Source organism: Streptomyces griseorubiginosus, assembly GCF_001514195.1.
Lineage (GTDB): Bacteria > Actinomycetota > Actinomycetes > Streptomycetales > Streptomycetaceae > Streptomyces > Streptomyces griseorubiginosus.
Genome location: NZ_KQ948735.1, coordinates 151,337 through 168,583, shown reverse-complemented (window position 1 = coordinate 168,583; position 17,247 = coordinate 151,337). Strand labels below are relative to the sequence as shown.

Sequence of the window (17,247 nt, the reverse complement as noted above, 5' to 3'; positions counted from 1 at the left end):
CTCACCTCCGAGCGATCACCTCTGCGTGACCGTCGTTCACTGATTGCCGGATTCCGGTCGCCGGGCGTCGGATTCCGATCACAATCAGGTCAAGTCCGGGCTACAAGCGCTTACCCGTGACCTTCCCCTCTGACATCCTCGCCCGGAGGTCACAACACGGGCGGGGGGCCGCGTGACGGGGTTCGGGGGAATCGCACGTCTGGTGTTCCTGCGTGCGCGGGCGCACCGGCTGCTGCTGGCGGCCGCACTGCTCACGGTCCTGCTCACCACCGCGGTCCTGGCGACCCTGACCGCCTACTCGGGCGCGATCGGCGACGCGGCCCTGCGGCACGCCCTGGGAGACCCGCGGAACGCCGCCGACACCGCACTGGTCGTCAAGGCGGGTGTGCCCGAGGACCGTCGCAAGGCCGCCGACACCGTCGTACGGCAGGTGGCGCGGCAGACCTTCGACGGGCTGCCGGTGACCGTGCGGACCCTGCTCAGGTCCGGCCCGTACGCGCTGCCCCGTTCGTTGCAGCCGGAGGCCGAGCGGTCCGGGGACCCCGATCTGACCCACTTCGCCGCGCTGGACCGCAGCCGGGTGCGGCTGGTGGAGGGGCGGCTGCCGCGGAAGGCCGACGGGCAGGTGGAGGTGGCGCTCCCGCGGGCCGCCGCGCTCGCCCTCGACCTGCGCCCCGGTGCCCGCTTCACCCTCACCGACCGGCTGGGCGGCCCCCCGGTACGGGTGACGGTGACCGGTCTGTACCGGCCCGTGCGCGTCGACGACCCGTACTGGCTCCTCGACGACCTGCACGGGCGGGGCGTCAACAAGCTCGATTTCACGACGTACGGCCCCCTGCTCGCCGATTCCGGCGCGCTGACCGACGGCACAGTGAGCGTCGGCACGTCGGGCTGGCTGGCGTCGGCCGACTTCGCGACGGTGACCACCGCGCGCACCGACGCCCTGCGCCGGACGGCCCTCGCCGGGAACGCGGCCCTGCGCAAGGAGCCGTCGCTCGGCGGCGCCACGACCGCGTCGACGGCCCTGCCCGAGGTCCTCGACCGCACCGACCGCTCCCTGCTGCTGTCCCGCTCCACCCTGCTGATCGTCGCCCTCCAGCTGGTGCTGCTGGCGGGCTGTGCCCTGCTGCTGGTGGCCGGGCTGCTGAGCAGTGAACGCACCGGTGAGAGCAGGCTGTTGCTGGCGCGAGGCGGCTCCCGCGGCCGGATCGCGGGCCTCGCCGCCCTGGAAGCGCTGCTGCTCGCCCTGCCCGCACTGGTCTGCGCCCCGCTGCTGGCGGGCCCACTGACCCACCTGCTGGCCGGGCGGGGCCCGTTGGCCCGGATCGGGCTGCGCCTCGACGTGCCGCGGGACGGACAGCCGGCGGTGTGGCTGGTGACGGCCGGCGTCGCGCTCGGGTGCGCCCTGGCGGTCACCCTGCCCGCGCTGACCTCGTCGTTCGCGCGCAGCCGTGCCCGGACACTGCCGGGGCCGGTGCGCGCGGGGGCCGACCTCGGGCTGCTGGTCGTGGCCGGGGTGGCGTACTTCCAGCTCAGCCGGCAGACCTCCGGCGCCGTGACCGACGACAGTTCCGGTGTGCTCGGCGTGGACCCGCTGCTGGTGGCGGCGCCCGCGCTGGCGCTGCTCGCCGGCACCGTGCTGACGCTGCGGCTGCTGCCGTTGCTGGCCCGGCTCGCCGAACGCCGGGCGACGCGCGGGCGCGGACTGAGCGCGGCCCTGGCGGGCTGGCAGATCGCCCGCCGTCCGATGCGCGGCGCGGGCCCGGTACTGCTGCTGGTGCTCGCGGTGGCGCTGGGCATGCTGGCGATCGGACAGGGCGCGTCCTGGAACCGTTCGCAGTCCGACCAGGCCGACTTCCGTGCCGGGGCGCCGGTGCGGGTGCTGGCCTCCAGCAACGCGGGGCTCGGCCGCACCGACGAGTACGCGGCCGTCCCGGGCGTACGGCGGATCGCACCCGCCGCCCGGTCCGAACTCCCGCTGTCCGGCAGCCGGGTGGCGACGGTGCTGGCACTGGACACCTCGCGCGCCTCGATGCTGATCCGTCCCGACCTGCACTCCGGGCCCTTCCTCCAGGGGCTCGGCCCGAGCGGCGCGACGACGGGCGTGCAGGTGCCCGCGGGCACGACCCGGCTGCGGCTGACGATGGCCCTCAGCGGTTCCGACCCGAGCACCGCCGTCCAGGTCGCCGTCACCCTGGAGGACCGCTACGGCACTCCCTACCGGCTCCTGATCGGCCAGATCCCCGGCGACGGACGGCCCCACGCGCTGGACGCCTTCCTGCCCGGGAACCCGCTGACCCTCACCGACCTGGAGCTGGCCGTGCCCGTACCGCACGGCAGTGCCGAGCAACACCGCCTGACGTTGAGCGAGTTGAGCGCCACGGGCACCGACGGGAAGGTCAGCCCGCTGCCGTTGCCCACCGACTGGAAGGCCACCTCGCAGAGCGAGGGGGTGTCCTTGCTGCCGAACGACAAGAACAAACCCGCCCCGCCCAAGATGAGTTCGGGGTCCGGGCGGCTGGTGGCGGCCTACGGCACCGGATTCATCCCGTCCGACGACAGCTGGAGCGTGGGGGTGCTCACGGTCCGGCTGAAGGCCCCGCAGCCCCAGCCCGTCGAGGTCACGGCCGTGGCCACCCAGCGGTTCCTGGACTCGGCGGCCGCCTTCGTCGGGGGGCGGCTGGACGTGCCGCTGGCCGGTGAGACCGTGTCGGTGCACATCGTGCGTTCCGTGGCGGAGCTGCCGACCGCCACGGAGAACGGCGGCGCCCTGCTGCTCGATCTGCGGTCCGTTAACCGGGAGTTGCAGGCACGGTACGGCGAGAGCGTCGAGCCGACCGAGTGGTGGCTGTCGACCCGGCCGGGCGCCGCGGACCGGGTCGCAGCGACCCTGCGGGAGCAGCCCGACATCGACCCCACGCAGGTCGTGGTGCGGGACGAGATCGCCGGGCAGCTGCGCGACGACCCGTTCGGCGCGGGCCCCGAGGCCGCGTTCACAGTGGCTGCGGGAGTGGCGGCGGCGCTGGCCGCGGTCGGGTTCGCGGTGAGCGCGGCCGGGTCGCTGCGGGAGCGGGGCGCGGAGTTCGCCGTCCTGCGCGCCCTCGGGTCCCCGCGCCGGCGGCTGGCCCGGGCGGTCGCCCTGGAGCAGAGCGTCCTGGTGCTGCTGGCGCTGCTGGCGGGCGCCCTGCTGGGCGCGGTGCTGACCCGGGCGGTGATCCCGCTGATCGTGCTCACGGACCAGGCCACCCGGCCGGTCCCCACGGTCCTGGTCCAGCTGCCCCTCGGGCGGGCGGCCGTACTCGTGGCGGCGGTGGCCCTCGCCCCGCTCCTGGTGACGGCGGCACTGTCCCTACGCCGAACGGATCCTGCGCGGGCGCTGCGCGAGGGGAGTGAGTGAGATGAGGTGGTTCAGGAGGAGCGACGTCACAGCGCCCCCCGCGACCGACACCACGCCCACCGGGCTTGACGGGACTGACGGGCCCGAGGCCTTCCGGGTCCACGTCCCCTGGGTCCGTACCCGACTGCGGGCCGCGACCGGTGCCGCCTGTGCGCTCGCGCTGCTGGTCGCGCTGACGGCGTGCCTCGCGGCCGCGTTCCCGCGCGCGGTCGACCGGTACGAGGACTCCGGGCTGCGCCGGGCCGCCGAGCAGGCCCGCCCCGACCGGACCGTCATCGAGGTGTACGCCCCGCCGCCCTCCCCGATGGACTCGTCCGCCCTGCGCGAGAACGCACTGCGCCCGGACGCGCTGGCCGCGCAGGACAGCGAGGTCCGCGCCCGGATCCCGGGCCCGCTCGTCATCGACCGGGGCCAGTCGGCGTACGGGGTGCGCAGCTCGCAGGACGTCCCGGTGCTGGACCCGTGGCTGCCGCGGCCGACCGGAGACCCCCCGCAGATGACACTGGTCGCGCAGTCGGGCCTCGCCGCCCACTCCTCCGTAGCCCAGGGCCGGTTGCCGCGCGCCGACGGCCAAGTCACCTCGACGACCGACCGGTTGGAGGCCGCGGTCAGCACGGAGACGGCCAAGGCCCTGCACATCAAGGTCGGTTCGGTGCTGCACACCGGCGTCTACACCGTCCGGGTCACGGGCATCGTCACCCCGCGCGACCCGCAGGGCGCCTACTGGTCGACCAAGACCCTCCTGCGCACTCCCGCCGTGATCCGCGAACCCCTGCCGTCCACCGACATGTACTGGGTCGGCGCCCTGCTGCTCGCCCCGGACGCCGGGCCCGCCCTGCTCGCCCGTGACGGAAGGCCCGAACGCTACTGGCAGTTGGCCCCCGACGTACGGGCCCTGCGGGCCCGGGACATCCCGGCGCTGCGACACGCGATCTCCTCCCTGGAGGCCGGTCCCGCGCTGCGGGAGGTCCGCCGGCGGATCGACGGCCCGTCCACCGAACTCTCGGAGCTCAACGGCAGCACCGAGGTCACCACCGATTTCGACGACGTCCTCATCGCCTACGACCGGATCCGCGACAGCATCGCCCCGCTCGTCGCCGTTGCCGCGTTCGGCACCGGCACGGTCGCCGCCGTCGTCCTGCTGATGGCGGGCGGCCTGACCGCCGAACGCCGCCGGGCCGAACTCGCCCTGCTGCGCGCCCGGGGCGTCTCCCTGCGCGGTCTCACGGCGCGGCTCCTCGCCGAGACCGCCGCCGTCGCCGTCCCGGCGGGCGCGGTCGGCCTCGGCGTCGCGCTGCTCGCGGTCCCCGCGGACCGGGCCGGCGCCGCCGCCTGGGCCGCCGCAGCGGTCACCGCCGTCGCCTGTGCGGCCCTTCCCCTGCGCGCGGCCACCGCCCACCGCGTGGTCCGTGTGCACACCGGCCGCGAGGACGTCGCGTCCGTACGGCCGTCCCGGCGCCGTACGGTCGCCGAGCTGACGCTGCTGGTGCTGGCCGCGGGGGCGGTGGAGTCGCTGCGCCGGCGCGGCACCTCGGGCTCGGCGGGCGATCTCGTCTCCCTGGCACCGGTGCTGCTGGGGGTGATCGCGGCGCTGGTCCTGGTCCGCGTGTACCCGCTGCCGCTGCGCGGCCTGGCCCGGCCCGCCGCCCGGCTGCGCGGCGCGGTGGCGCACCTGTCCCTGGCCCGCGCGGGCCGTACCTCGGCCTCCGCCGTGCTGCCGCTGCTCGCCCTGCTGACGGCTCTGACCACGGCTGCCTTCGGCGGCTCGGTCCTCGCGGGCGTGCGCGAGGCCCGCGACCACGCCGCCCTGCTCTCGGTCGGCGCCGACGCCCGCGTGGAGTCGGCCGCACCGCTTCCGTCGGGACTCCCGGACCGGCTGCGCCGTACGCCGGGAGTGAGCGGCCTGTCCGCGATGAGCGTCACCGACGCGAAAACGGGCGGCGGGGCGCAGTCGCTGCCGCTCGTCGGCGTGGACCCCGCCGACTACGCGGCCCTGTCGGCACACACCGGCCTGGGCGCCTTCCCGCAGGGCGAGTTGGCGGCCTCCGGCGCGGCGACCCCCGCCCTGGCCTCCCGGGCCACCGCCGAGACGTACGGCACCCGGCCCTTCCCGGTCCTCTTCCCGGACGGCACCACCCTCACCGTCCGCATCACCGACGTCCTCGACGGCACCGCCGCGGTCTCGGGCCCGGACTTCCTGATCGTGGACCGGGCGGCCCTGAGCCCGGAGGCGGCCCGGCCGACCGGGCTGCTGCTGACCGGCGAGCACCTCGACGGGAAGGCCCTGCGCGAGGCCTCCCCGGACACCGCGACCGTGCGCCTGCGGTCCGAGGAGCGGGCGGCCTACGTCGACTCCCCCCTCCAGACCGGCGCCGAGCGCGTCTACACGGCGGCGGTGGCGGCCGGCACGGGCTACGCCCTCCTCGCCCTTCTCCTGTCCCTGCTGCGCACGGCCCCCGAGCGCACCGCCCTGCTGGCCCGCCTGCGCACGATGGGCCTCACCCGGGCGGCGGGCCGGCGCCTGCTGATCCTGGAGTCCCTCCCCCAGGCGTTCCTGGCCGCCCTGGGCGGCACCCTCACGGGCTGGGCCACGATCCGTCTGCTGTCCCCGGGGATCGACCTGACCGCCGTCGCCCTCCCCACGGCCGAACCGGATTCCGGCGCCGTGGAGTTGCGCATGGACCTGCTGTCCCTGGCGCTGCCTGCGGCGGCCGTGCTGCTGCTGGCCGTCGGGGTGGGGGTCGGACAGGCCTGGTGGTCGGGACGACGGGGGTCGGTGACGGAACTGAGAGCGGGTGACGCCCGCTGAACCGCCGCGACAGCCCCTTGAACAGCCCTGATGCCGGACCGCAGTCCAGGAGAAGGCCCATGACCACGAACCCCACCCTCACGGATCTGGCCCAGCGGGCGACCGCCGCTCGCAACCGCCCCGGCTACGGCCACGACGCCCTGATCACCTGCGACCGGCTCGTCCGCATCTTCACCACGGACGGCGTGGAGGTCCAGGCCCTCCAGGGCCTCGACCTCCTCGTGCGCGAGGGTGAACTCCTCGCCCTGGTGGGCGCGTCCGGCAGCGGCAAGTCCACCCTCATGAACATCCTCGCCGGCCTCGACACCCCCACCGCTGGCGCGGCCCGGGTCGCCGGCCACGACCTGCTCACCATGACCGCGAAGGACCGCCTGGCCTACCGCCGCAGGACCGTCGGCTTCGTGTGGCAGCAGACCTCCCGCAATCTGCTCCCCTATCTCACCGCGGCCCAGAACATCACCCTGCCCATCCAGCTCTCCGGCGCCCGGCCCTCCCGCCGCGCCCAGACCGAACGGGCCCTGGAACTGCTGGAGTTGCTGGAGGTCGCGGACTGCCGCAACCGCCGCCCGCACCAGATGTCCGGCGGTCAGCAGCAGCGCGTGGCGATCGCGGTCGCGCTGGCCAACAACCCCGCGGTCCTGCTCGCCGACGAACCGACCGGCGAACTCGACTCCCACACCGCGGAACAGATCTTCGCCGCGTTCCGCACGGCCAACGAGCAGCTCGGCACGACCATCGTCATCGTCACCCACGACCAGGCCGTGGCCTCGGAGGTCCGCCGGGCGGTGGCGATCCGGGACGGCCGTACGGCCACGGAGGTCCTGCGCCGCAGCCAGGTCGACGCCACCACGGGCCGCGAGACCGTGGTGGCGCGGGAGTACGCGATGCTGGACCGCGCGGGCCGCCTCCAGCTCCCGAAGGAGCACATCGAGGCACTGGGCATGCGCGACCGGGTCGCACTGGAACTGGAAACGGACCACATCGGGGTGTGGCCGGACGACAGCGACCGGGACTGAAGGACCGGCGTGCCGGTCGGCTCGGCGGTCAGCGCACGCTGACGCCGAGCGTCCCAAGTCCCCCTTGCCGTACGGCTATCGAGCCGTACGGCGTGCGCAGCCGCAGCCACGCTCCGGAGGAGAACAGCGCCGACTCACCGCCGGGCCGCAGGAACCCGAGCGACTGGGCCGCGTGCACGGCCCGCACGGGAAGCCGGGTGTCCGCCACGGTCCGGGACCAGATCTCCCGCCCGATGCGGTCGAGTTCGGCCCTGGTACGCCCCTCGGTCCCCAACTCCTCGGTACGGGAACGGAATTCGGCGATCCCGCCGAGGACGAGCGCACGCAGCTCCTCCGGCGCCGGGAGGCCGGTCACCGGCTGCCACCCGCCGCGCGGCGGCAGCACCCCGGCCCAGGGCGGACCGGTCACCGCCGCCGGCACGAGAGCCGTGCCCGCGCTCTCGTCGACGGACTCCAGGAGCTCGCCGGCGGACACGGTCACGTCCAGGGAGACGTCGAGCCCGTTCTCGTACGGCTTCGCGAGCCGCACCGCGCGGATCGCCAGCACCTCGAAGGACGGCGGCCGTCCGAAGACGGCGAGCGCGGTGCCGGTCCCCTGGAGGCGCACCGCGGCCGAGCGGTCGTAGTGGAGCAGCCGGGTCAGGAAGGCGGCGAGGTCGGCCGCCTCCGACTCGTCGGCGAGATGGAGCACCGTCATGCGGCGACGGCCTCCTCCTCGTCGTCGTCCCGGTACTCCTCGAGGAACTCCCGTTCCTCCGCGGTGATCCGGCGCGGGCGCTGGGCCGCGAAGTCGAACGGCACTATCACCGTGGAGGCCCGGACGTAGACCTCCTCGCCGTCCTTCACCTCGTAGGCGAGGGTGAAGGACGCGGCGCGGATCTCGGTGACCCACAGCTCGATGTCCACGGGCGCGTGCCGGTGGACGAGCTGCCGCTTGTAGTCGATCTCATGGCGTGCCACCACGGACCCCTGCTTGAAGTCCTTCTCCGGGCGGAACAGGAAGTCGATACGGGCTTCCTCCAGGTAGCGGAGGAAGACCACGTTGTTGACGTGGCCGTACGCGTCCATGTCCGCCCAGCGCAGCGGGCAGCGGTAGATGTGCCGCAAGATCAGCCCCGGGTCAGCTTCTTGTAGGTGGCGCGGTGCGGACGCGCGGCGTCCGGGCCGAGCCGCTCGATCTTGTTCTTCTCGTACGACTCGAAGTTGCCCTCGAACCAGAACCACTTGGAGTCGCCCTCGTAGGCGAGGATGTGCGTGGCCACCCGGTCCAGGAACCAGCGGTCGTGGGAGACGACCACGGCCGCGCCCGGGAACTCCAGGAGCGCGTTCTCCAGCGAGCTGAGGGTCTCGACGTCGAGGTCGTTGGTCGGCTCGTCGAGGAGCAGCAGGTTGCCGCCCTGCTTGAGGGTGAGCGCCAGGTTGAGGCGGTTGCGCTCACCGCCGGAGAGGACGCCGGCGGGCTTCTGCTGGTCCGGGCCCTTGAAGCCGAACGCGGACACGTACGCGCGGCTCGGCATCTCGACCTGGCCCACGTTGATGTAGTCCAGCTCGTCCGACACGACCGCCCAGAGGGTCTTCTTCGGGTCGATGTTGGCGCGGCTCTGGTCGACGTACGAGATCTTGACGGTCTCGCCGACCTTGATGGAGCCGGAGTCCGGGGACTCCAGACCCTGGATCATCTTGAAGAGGGTGGTCTTGCCGGCGCCGTTGGGGCCGATGACACCCACGATGCCGTTGCGCGGCAGGGTGAAGCTGAGGTCGTCGATGAGGAGCTTGTCGCCGAAGCCCTTGCTGAGGTTGTTCACCTCGACGACGATGCTGCCGAGCCGCGGGCCCGGCGGGATCTGGATCTCCTCGAAGTCCAGCTTCCGCATCTTGTCGGCCTCGGCGGCCATCTCCTCGTACCGGGCGAGACGGGCCTTGGACTTGGCCTGCCGTCCCTTGGCGTTGGAGCGGACCCACTCGAGCTCTTCCTTGAGCCGCTTGGCGCGCTTGGCGTCCTTCTGGCCCTCGACCTTGAGACGGGTCTGCTTGGTCTCCAGGTACTTGGAGTAGTTGCCCTCGTAGCCGTGCAGGCGGCCGCGGTCGACCTCGCAGATCCAGCCGGCCACGTTGTCCAGGAAGTACCGGTCGTGGGTGACGGCGACGATGGTGCCGTCGTACTTGGCGAGGTGCTGCTCCAGCCAGTTCACCGACTCGGCGTCGAGGTGGTTGGTGGGCTCGTCGAGGAGCAGCAGGTCGGGGGCCTCCAGCAGCAGCTTGCACAGGGCCACACGCCGCTTCTCACCACCGGAGAGGTTGGTGACCTGCCAGTCGCCGGGCGGGCAGCCGAGGGCGTCCATGGCCTGCTCCAGCTGGGCGTCGAGGTCCCACGCGTTGGCGTGGTCGAGCTCCTCCTGGAGCTTGCCCATCTCGTCGAGCAGGGCGTCGCTGTAGTCGGTGGCCATCAGCTCGGCGATCTCGTTGAACCGGTCGAGCTTGCCCTTGACCTCGGCGACACCCTCCTGGACGTTCTCCAGGACGGTCTTCTCCTCGTTGAGCGGGGGCTCCTGGAGGAGGATGCCGACGGTGTAACCGGGAGCGAGGAACGCGTCACCGTTCGACGGCTGGTCCAGCCCCGCCATGATCTTCAGGATCGTGGACTTACCGGCGCCGTTCGGGCCGACCACACCGATCTTCGCGCCAGGCAGGAAGTTCAGCGAGACGTCGTCAAGGATGACCTTGTCGCCGATTGCCTTGCGCGTCTTGCGCATGGTGTAGATGTACTCAGCCAAGAGAAACCGTCCGGCAGCTTGAAATCTGGCAGTGGGCAGATACACCCCATCTTGCCTGAGGTCCACCCTTGGGTGGTAACCCGTTTGGTCGGGGGGCTGTGACCTGGGGGTTCACGCGGGCGACGGTATACGGCCGACCGGTACCGGTGGTCGCCGGGCAACGAGATCCCGCAGGCCCGGAAGATCAGGACGCCCAGCACCCTGTGCGGTGACCGTCCGCACCCGCCAGGGTCACGCGGCCGCCGTACACGCCGTCGACCTGCCCTCGCCGACGAGCCTCACGGGATCGCCACCGTCCACGACCGGCTCGTCGCCGCCCAGCCCTCACCGGCCGAGAACCCCACGGCCCGTCCGACCGGCAGCGCGTCGGCTCCGCCCCGGTCGTCACGCTCATCGGTCGCCCCGCGCTCGACCCGTCGGCGCCGATCAGCACCGCTCTCCGCAGCCGGCCAGATCCGCCGGACAGCCCGCTACCCGTCCGCGCTCCCCCGCACCGCCAGCCACACCGCGGCCCCCACGGCGACCGCTCCCGCGCCGACCCCCGCGGACTGCATCAGGCCGCGGTGTCCGCGCCACGACAGCACCGACCAGGTCGACTGCGCCGAGAACAGGGACCCCATGCTCAGCCACGACCCCGTGGAGATCACGGACAGGGCCGAGCCGATCGAGCCGACGGACAGGGCGCTGCCGATCGAGCCGACCGAGAGGGCCGAGCCCACGGAACCGATGGACAGCACCGAGCCCACCGAGCCGATCGACAGCACCGAGTCCTGCGACCACAGGGACAGCACGGAATCGGAGGACGGGTGACGCGCCGCTGACGCGGTTGACTTCGTCATGCGGGCCATTCTGCCCGCGCCGGCGCGTCGAGGTCAGTCGTGCGTCCGGTTCTGCTTCCTGCCCGTGACGACCAGGAACGTGCCCCCGATCACGACCAGCCCGATCGCGGTACCGGCGATCAGCGGCGTCGTCGCGGAGCCGCCGGTCTCGGCGAGGTTGACGTCGGCGGAGGGCGCCGCCACCGTGGCGGGGCTCGGCTCGCTGAGGGTCTGGGTCGTGGTGCCCTTCTCGGCGCTCCGGGTACGGCAGTCGAGGACCCCGGTGAAGCGCTGCGAGAGACCGTCGGGCCCCTTGATGGTGAAGTCGTACGCCTGGTCCTCCTGGAGCGGGACCGTCACCGTACGGGTCTCCCCGGCCGCGATGGCGTACTGCGTGCCCATGAGCTCGAACCCGAACTCCTCGTCGCCCTGGTTCGTGGCCGTGATGTCCAGGCCGCCCTTGGTGCAGTTGCGGGCCGCGGACAGGGCGGGGACGGCCCCCTGCTGCGCCCAGCTCGCGCTCGCCGTCGCCGAGACCGTCGACTCGCTGGAGCCGGCCAGGATCTGGGTCTGGCTCCGGCTCTCCGAGGCGAAGGCCCGCCCGACCGGCACGGTGGTGGAGGCCTGCACGGTCAGGCCGGCCGAGCCCGCCGCCGCGTCCTCGGGAACGTCGAACCAGAGCTCGCTGCCGTTACTCGCGGAGGTGACCGGCCTGCCGTCCTTGTCGACGATCCGCACCCCGCTCGTCGCCGCGTCGGCCGGCGGGGTGACCGTCGTGTCGGCAGCATTGGTGTGCACGGTCACCGGACCGATCAGCCCACCGGGCCGGCCGGAGACCGCGGGCGGGTCCAGCGTCAGCGAGGCCGCCGGCTCCGCGAGGTCGCGGGCGCTCTTCTCCAGGTAGTCCGCGAGCTTCTCGGCCTGCGGGTCGACGGCGTCCACGTTCGCGGCGTCCGAGTATCGCCAGATCGCCACCTGGGTCCCGGCCGCCGCGTCCTGCTCGGTCAGGCCCGCGGAGACACCTGCCCGGGCGGCGAGCGCCGCGAGGTCGTTCACCTGGGGATAGGAGTTCTGGAGGATCCAACGGATCTTCCCCGCGTCCTTGTTGGCCCCCAGCGAGGTCCCGCTCCAGTCGGTCTCGTGGTACTTGGCGTCCTTCTGCGTCGGGTTGTAGAGGTCGACGCAGTAGGTCTGCAGGGTGCCCCCGCCCTCGACGGACATCTCGAACAGCCCGGCGGGCACCGGGAGATCGCCGTCGGTGTCGTGGATCACCGCTTCGCCGTAGGTCTTCAGGCCCCCTATGGTCGCGGTCGCGCCTCTCTGGTCCTGTGCCGTCCCGTCCGCGGCGGCCGTGCCGGCGGCGGCCACCGCCATACCGGCCGCGAGCAGGCCGGAGACGAACGTGGCGGCCGCGAGGCGAGCCGCTCCCCGTCCGCGCACGGACAGCGCAGAGAACGCAGAAAACACGGAATACCCCTTCGGGCAGGACCCGTTGACGAGCGGGGTGGCGGTCCCACCAGCAGAATCAGTAGCCCCGAGAGCTGTGTTCGGCATCCTAGGGACGCGGTCGTGCCGCTCTTCCCGGGATGCGGTCGGAAGATCGATCCGACTCGGAATCGTTATCGCCCGTCCCTTTCACCGGTAAGGCTTATCGACAAGTCGACCGGAAACATCCGGAACGCATTCGCCGATAAGCCGTACTTCGGCCGGAGTGCCGACATCTGCCCGATGTCATGTCACCGCGACGGCCTCCCGCTGGTCCTCGTTCTCGGCGACGGCCTCCCCCCGCTCGTCCTCGGTCCCGGCCGGTGGTGTCTCCCAGGAGGGCTCCGGCCGCGCGGGCGCACCCGACCCCGCGGTCTCCGCGCGCTGGGTGCGCCGGAAGGCCGAGGTGCCGCGCGCGAGGTCGTGGCCGATCGCCACCGCGTCGATGTCGGCCGAGGTCCAGGACGGCTGCCCCTCGCGGACCTCCGACCGGATCTTCAACCGGCCCTGGACGACCACCGGATCGCCCACGTTGATGGACCCCGACACATTGGTGGCGAGCTGGCGATTGGCCCACACCGTGAAGAAGTTGGTGTGTCCGTCCGTCCACTCCCTCTTCTCGCGGTCCAGATAGCGCGCGGTCGCCGCCAGCCGGAACCGCACCGACGCGCCGGTCGCCAGCTCGCGGTACACCGGCTGTGTCGCCACGTTGCCCACCGCGCAGATCATCGTCTCGTTCATCGCGGACATCCCTCCCGGACGTGCGTACGGGCCCGTCCCGTACGGCTGTTGCCGTCTGTGCGGGGACCGCTCACCGCGATCGCCGCGAAGCCAGACTGCCTCCGCCGGGCCGAGCCCGCTGCGCCCTGTGGACCGTCCACGGGCTGTGGAAAACCTCACCACCCGATCGAGGGACCTCGTCCACGCGAGAGCCCTGTCACCCCGCCCCTGTCACCCCGTCCCTCCCACCGCACTCCTGCCACCCGACCCCCGTCACCCCACCCCGACGACCCTCCCGTACTGCTCCCGCACCTCCCGGTACCGCAGCAACTCCGCCGCCACCGGATCCAGCACCCGGGCCCGGCCGCACCCGGCGGCCGCCTCCCGCAGCCGTCGCTCCGCCTCCACGCCGTAGCGTCGCGCGGGCCCCCGCGCCGCCATCCGGCAGCTCCACTCGACGAGCGGACCGCCGACGATGCCCAGCACCATCAGCAGCACCGGAACCCCCAGGTTCGGCGCCATGACCCCGACGATCTGCCCCACCAGCCAGGCCCCGCCGACGATCTGGAGCAGCGTCATGGACGCCTGCGCCAGCACGGCCGCAGGCCACCAGCCCGGACGCGGCGGCCTGCCCGGCGGCAGTCCGGCCCGGGCCGTCAGCTCGTCCAGCGCCTCGGACAGCCCCTGGGAGCCCCGTACGGCCGCCTCGCGCACCGCCAGCGCCCAGGGCGCGGGCAGTCCCGCCGAGGCCCGGTCGGCGAGCGTCCGTACGGCCTGCTCGACCCGTTGCCGCGCGGTCGCCTCCTCGTCGGCCGGAGCGCGCAACGGCAGCCGTCCGGTGGCGGGTTCACGCCGGTCCTGGTACCAGCGCCACAGCCGCAGCCACGGCGTTCCGCACGCGCGGTTGGCGTTGCGCAGCCAGGCGCGTTCGGCGGCCTCGCCCGCCGCCGTGGCGCCGACCGCGTCCGCGAGACGGGCGGCGAAGTCGTCGCGCGCCTCCTCGCTCAGGCCGGTGCGCCGCCCGGTCGCGTAGACGGGCCGCAGTCGCCACGCGGCCGCGTCCACGTCGGCCGCGATCCGCCGCGCGGGAGCCCCGCGTTCGGTGACGAACTGGCCGAGCGTCTCCCGCAGTTCACCGACACCGTCCCCGGTGAGCGCGGACAGGGCGAGCACGGTGGCGCCGGGTTCGCCGTACTCCCCGAGCGCGATCCCGTCCTCGTCGAGCAGTCGCCGCAGGTCGTCGAGGACCTGCTCGGCGGCTTCCCCGGGCAGCCGGTCGATCTGGTTGAGGACGACGAACATGACCTCCGCATGGCCCGCCATGGGCCGCAGATAGCGCTCGTGCAGGATCGCGTCGGCGTACTTCTCGGGGTCGACGACCCAGATGACGGCGTCGACGAGCGCCAGGATCCGGTCCACGTGCTCGCGGTGCTGGACGGCGGCCGAGTCGTGGTCGGGCAGGTCGACCAGGACGAGCCCGCGCAACTGTGCCTCCGACTCGGCGCTCTGGAGCGGGCGCCGCCGCAACCGGGGCGGGATGCCGAGCCGTTCGATGAGACTGGCCGAGCCGTCACTCCAACTGCACGCGATCGGCGCCGCGGTGGTGGGCCGGCGCACGCCGGTCTCCGAGATGGCCACTCCGGCGAGCGCGTTGAAGAGCTGCGACTTGCCGCTGCCGGTCGCGCCCGCGATGGCGACGACGGTGTGCTGCCCGGAGAGCCTGCGCCGGGCGGCGGCCTCGTCCAGGACCTGACCGGCCTCGGCGAGCGTCCGGTTGTCGAGCCGGGTCCGTGAGAGCCCGATGAGCTCCCGCAGGGCGTCCAGACGCGAGCGCAGGGGGCCGTCGTAGGCCAGCGGGGCGGCGGGCGGCGCGTTGTGCCCGCGGGCCTCCACTACGGCGGCCTGCTCGCTCTCGGCGGTGACCCGCCGCGCGATGAGCCCGTCGTCCCAGGCGTCCCCGGACTCGCCGTCTGCGGCCGCCCCGGCGTCGGCGGCCCCCGGGGAGCCGCCTTCGGCCTCCGCCCGCGCCTGAGCGGCCTCCGTGGGCCCGCGCGGACCCTCCTCACGCGCGAGCCCGGCCCGGGCCCGCGCCCGGCCGACCCGCCCCTCGCCCACCGCCGGGGCCCGCTGCGGCCCCCTGCCCTCCGCCCGCCCGTCACCGGCCTCCACGCGCGTGTGCTCCTTCTCGCTCCCGGGGTTCTTCTCGCCCTCAGCCGTGCCCGGCGCCTCGTCCACCCCGTCCTCGCTCCCCGCTACGGCGCCCTCGCGCCCGGTGTGCCCGTGTGCGGTGTCCTCAGCGGCGGCGTCCTCGGACACGGCTCGTCCCGGTACGGCGCCCCCCGCGTGCCCCGCGCGATCCGGCCGCCCCGCGCGATCCGGCCGCCCCGCGCGATCCGCCCGCTCCGGGTGGTCCGCCCGCTCCGTGCGGTCCTGATCCGTGTGGTCCTGATCCGTGACGGCGGTCATCGGTCACCTCTCCTTCTGCAGTACGGACAGCGCGGCGATGAGTTCGGCCTGGGGTTCGGGGTGCACTTCGAGTGCGTCGAGCGGGGCGAGCCGGCGCTCGCGTTCGGTGTGCACGACCCGGTCGAGGTGCTGAGCGAGCAGCCGTCCGCCCCGGTCCCGCAGCCGCAGCGCGCCGTGGGCGCCGATCCGCTCGGCGAGCCCCTCACCGGCGACCCGGGCCCGGCGCCCGCCCAGCAGCGCGGTGGCGACGAGGGCGGCGACGGTCTCGGGGTCGGGCGCGACCCCCCGGTCGAGGCCGCGGACCTCCTCCTCCGCGTACTCCTCCAGCTCCCGCCGCCACCGCCGTACGGCCATCCCGATCCGGTGCTCGGCGCTCTCCGGTGTCGGATCACGGTCGGTCAGTTCCGGTGCCGTGGCCGCCGGTTCGCGCCGCCAGGCCTCGGCGACCCGCTCGTCGGCGGCGGTGACCGAGCACAGCAGGAGGGCGGCCAGGCTCTCGACGAGGGCGTCCAGGAGCTCGCCGGCGGTGCAGTCCAGGGGGAAGGCCCGCCAGCGCTTGAGGGCGTCACCGGCGAGCACGGCCCCGGCCTGGAGCCGCCCCCGCACGCGCGCGTACTCGGTGTCGTACGCGCTCTCGACGGCGGTGGTGAGCCGCAGCGCGGCCGCGTACTGGGCGGCGGCGGCACTGGCGAGCTCGGGCATCCGGGACTTGAGGGAGGCGAGGACGCCGTGGGCCGTACGGGCCACGGTGTACTGCCGGGCCGCCGGGTCCTGCACCTGGTGGACGAGCCAGGTCCGCAGTGGCGCCACCGCGGTGGCCGGCAGCAGTCCGCCGCCCCAGGCCGACTCGGGCAGCTCGGGGACCGTGAACCGGGGTACCTCGCCGAGGCCCGCCTTGGTGAGCAGGGCGCCGTACTGCCGCGAGACCTCGGAGACGACCTGGTGCGGCACCCGGTCGAGGACGGTCACCAGCGTGGCGTCGTACTCCTTGGCGGTGCGCAGGAGGTGCCAGGGGACCGCGTCGGCGTAGCGGGCGGCCGTGGTGACCATGATCCAGACGTCGGCCGCGCAGATCAGCTCGGCGGCGAGAACGCGGTTGTCGGCGACCAGGGAGTCGATGTCGGGTGCGTCGAGGAGGGCGAGGCCGGGCGGCAGGGTGTCGGCGGTCTCGATGCGCAGCACGCGCGCGGGGTTCTCGCCGGGCAGCAGGAGGTCGTCCGCCGCTTCCTTGCGGGGCGCCCACACGCGCGTGAGGTCGGGCAGGACGCGCATCCCGCTGAACCAGTGGTGGTCCTCCGGGTGGCAGACCAGCACCGGTGTCCGCGTGGTGGGCCGCAGCACGCCCGCCTCGCTCACCCGGCGGCCCACAAGGGAGTTGACGAGGGTCGACTTGCCGGCGCCGGTGGAACCGCCCACGACGGCCAGCAGTGGCGCGTCGGGGTCCTTCAGCCGGGGCACCAGATAGTCGTCGAGCTGGGCGAGCAGTTCGTCGCGGTTGGCACGCGCGCGTGGGGCCCCCGCCAGGGGCAGCGGGAAGCGTGCGGCGGCGACACGGTCGCGCAGGGCGGAGAGTGCGTCGAGCAGCTGAGGCCGTACGTCCAAGGTCACCACATGTGAAGAATGCCCAATTTTAGGGGAATTCTGAAGCATATGAGCATGTCTGCGCGCCGATCGGACCCGAGGGACGAAAGGGATGACTGGGACGGAGGCACAGCCCAGGCATAACGAGTGCACAACACCCGGTGCGCGAGGCGGCAAAAGC

The 17,247-nt window shown here is 73.6% G+C and carries 11 protein-coding genes; 3 read left to right on the top strand and 8 right to left on the bottom strand.

Going from position 1 to position 17,247, the window contains the following annotated elements:
- Positions 1–202: 202 nt before the first annotated feature.
- The 3 genes from AQJ54_RS07350 to AQJ54_RS07340 are packed head-to-tail and all read left to right on the top strand — an operon-like array spanning position 203 to position 7,222.
- The gene (locus AQJ54_RS07350) at positions 203–3,397 is read left to right on the top strand and encodes an FtsX-like permease family protein (RefSeq protein WP_107121025.1); all 3,195 of its coding nucleotides are present in this window, start codon (positions 203–205) and stop codon (positions 3,395–3,397) included.
- 1 nt (position 3,398) lies between these two features.
- Positions 3,399–6,206 (top strand): thioesterase domain-containing protein, encoded by a 2,808-nt coding sequence (locus AQJ54_RS07345; RefSeq protein WP_079069774.1) that lies wholly within the window; start codon positions 3,399–3,401, stop codon positions 6,204–6,206.
- Between the two features lie 59 nt (positions 6,207–6,265).
- Positions 6,266–7,222 carry an ABC transporter ATP-binding protein gene (locus AQJ54_RS07340; RefSeq protein ID WP_062235215.1) on the top strand — a complete coding sequence of 319 codons (957 nt, stop codon included), beginning with the start codon at positions 6,266–6,268 and terminating at the stop codon, positions 7,220–7,222.
- A 28-nt stretch (positions 7,223–7,250) separates the two neighbouring features.
- Here the strand turns inward: AQJ54_RS07340 and AQJ54_RS07335 are convergent, their stop codons facing one another.
- The 8 genes from AQJ54_RS07335 to AQJ54_RS07300 form a co-directional block, all read right to left on the bottom strand.
- Positions 7,251–7,919, bottom strand: a complete 669-nt coding sequence (locus AQJ54_RS07335; protein WP_062235210.1) for a DUF8185 domain-containing protein — start codon at positions 7,917–7,919, stop codon at positions 7,251–7,253.
- On the bottom strand, positions 7,916–8,329 hold the full coding sequence (locus AQJ54_RS07330) for an acyl-CoA thioesterase (protein WP_062027412.1): 414 nt from the start codon (positions 8,327–8,329) through the stop codon (positions 7,916–7,918). Before AQJ54_RS07330 ends, AQJ54_RS07335 begins: the two co-directional genes overlap by 4 nt.
- 2 nt (positions 8,330–8,331) lie before the next feature.
- The gene (gene ettA / locus AQJ54_RS07325) at positions 8,332–9,996 is read right to left on the bottom strand and encodes an energy-dependent translational throttle protein EttA (protein ID WP_062235207.1); all 1,665 of its coding nucleotides are present in this window, start codon (positions 9,994–9,996) and stop codon (positions 8,332–8,334) included.
- Between the two features lie 470 nt (positions 9,997–10,466).
- A complete protein-coding gene (locus AQJ54_RS07320) occupies positions 10,467–10,835 on the bottom strand; it encodes a hypothetical protein (protein WP_062028034.1) in 369 nt (122 codons plus the stop codon).
- Between the two features lie 33 nt (positions 10,836–10,868).
- The gene (locus tag AQJ54_RS07315; RefSeq protein ID WP_062235204.1) at positions 10,869–12,281 is read right to left on the bottom strand and encodes a Cys-Gln thioester bond-forming surface protein; all 1,413 of its coding nucleotides are present in this window, start codon (positions 12,279–12,281) and stop codon (positions 10,869–10,871) included.
- Positions 12,282–12,545: 264 nt separating this feature from the next.
- Complete coding sequence (locus AQJ54_RS07310) at positions 12,546–13,040, bottom strand: single-stranded DNA-binding protein (RefSeq protein WP_062236998.1); 495 nt, start codon at positions 13,038–13,040, stop codon at positions 12,546–12,548.
- A gap of 252 nt (positions 13,041–13,292) precedes the next feature.
- The gene (locus tag AQJ54_RS07305) at positions 13,293–15,485 is read right to left on the bottom strand and encodes a YfjP family GTPase (protein ID WP_062235201.1); all 2,193 of its coding nucleotides are present in this window, start codon (positions 15,483–15,485) and stop codon (positions 13,293–13,295) included.
- Between the two features lie 3 nt (positions 15,486–15,488).
- Entirely contained in the window at positions 15,489–17,096 is a 1,608-nt protein-coding gene (locus AQJ54_RS07300; protein ID WP_062235199.1) for a dynamin family protein, read from the bottom strand.
- Between the last annotated feature and the right edge of the window lie 151 nt (positions 17,097–17,247).

What these genes read in the sequence shown, in the direction of transcription:
- AQJ54_RS07335 (WP_062235210.1), bottom strand. Translation starts at nt 7,919, where the DNA reads ATGACGGTGCTCCATCTCGCCGACGAGTCGGAGGCGGCCGACCTCGCC.
- AQJ54_RS07320 (WP_062028034.1), bottom strand. Translation starts at nt 10,835, where the DNA reads ATGACGAAGTCAACCGCGTCAGCGGCGCGTCACCCGTCCTCCGATTCC.
- AQJ54_RS07305 (WP_062235201.1), bottom strand. Translation starts at nt 15,485, where the DNA reads ATGACCGCCGTCACGGATCAGGACCACACGGATCAGGACCGCACGGAG.
- AQJ54_RS07345 (WP_079069774.1), top strand. Translation starts at nt 3,399, where the DNA reads ATGAGGTGGTTCAGGAGGAGCGACGTCACAGCGCCCCCCGCGACCGAC.
- AQJ54_RS07340 (WP_062235215.1), top strand. Translation starts at nt 6,266, where the DNA reads ATGACCACGAACCCCACCCTCACGGATCTGGCCCAGCGGGCGACCGCC.
- AQJ54_RS07310 (WP_062236998.1), bottom strand. Translation starts at nt 13,040, where the DNA reads ATGAACGAGACGATGATCTGCGCGGTGGGCAACGTGGCGACACAGCCG.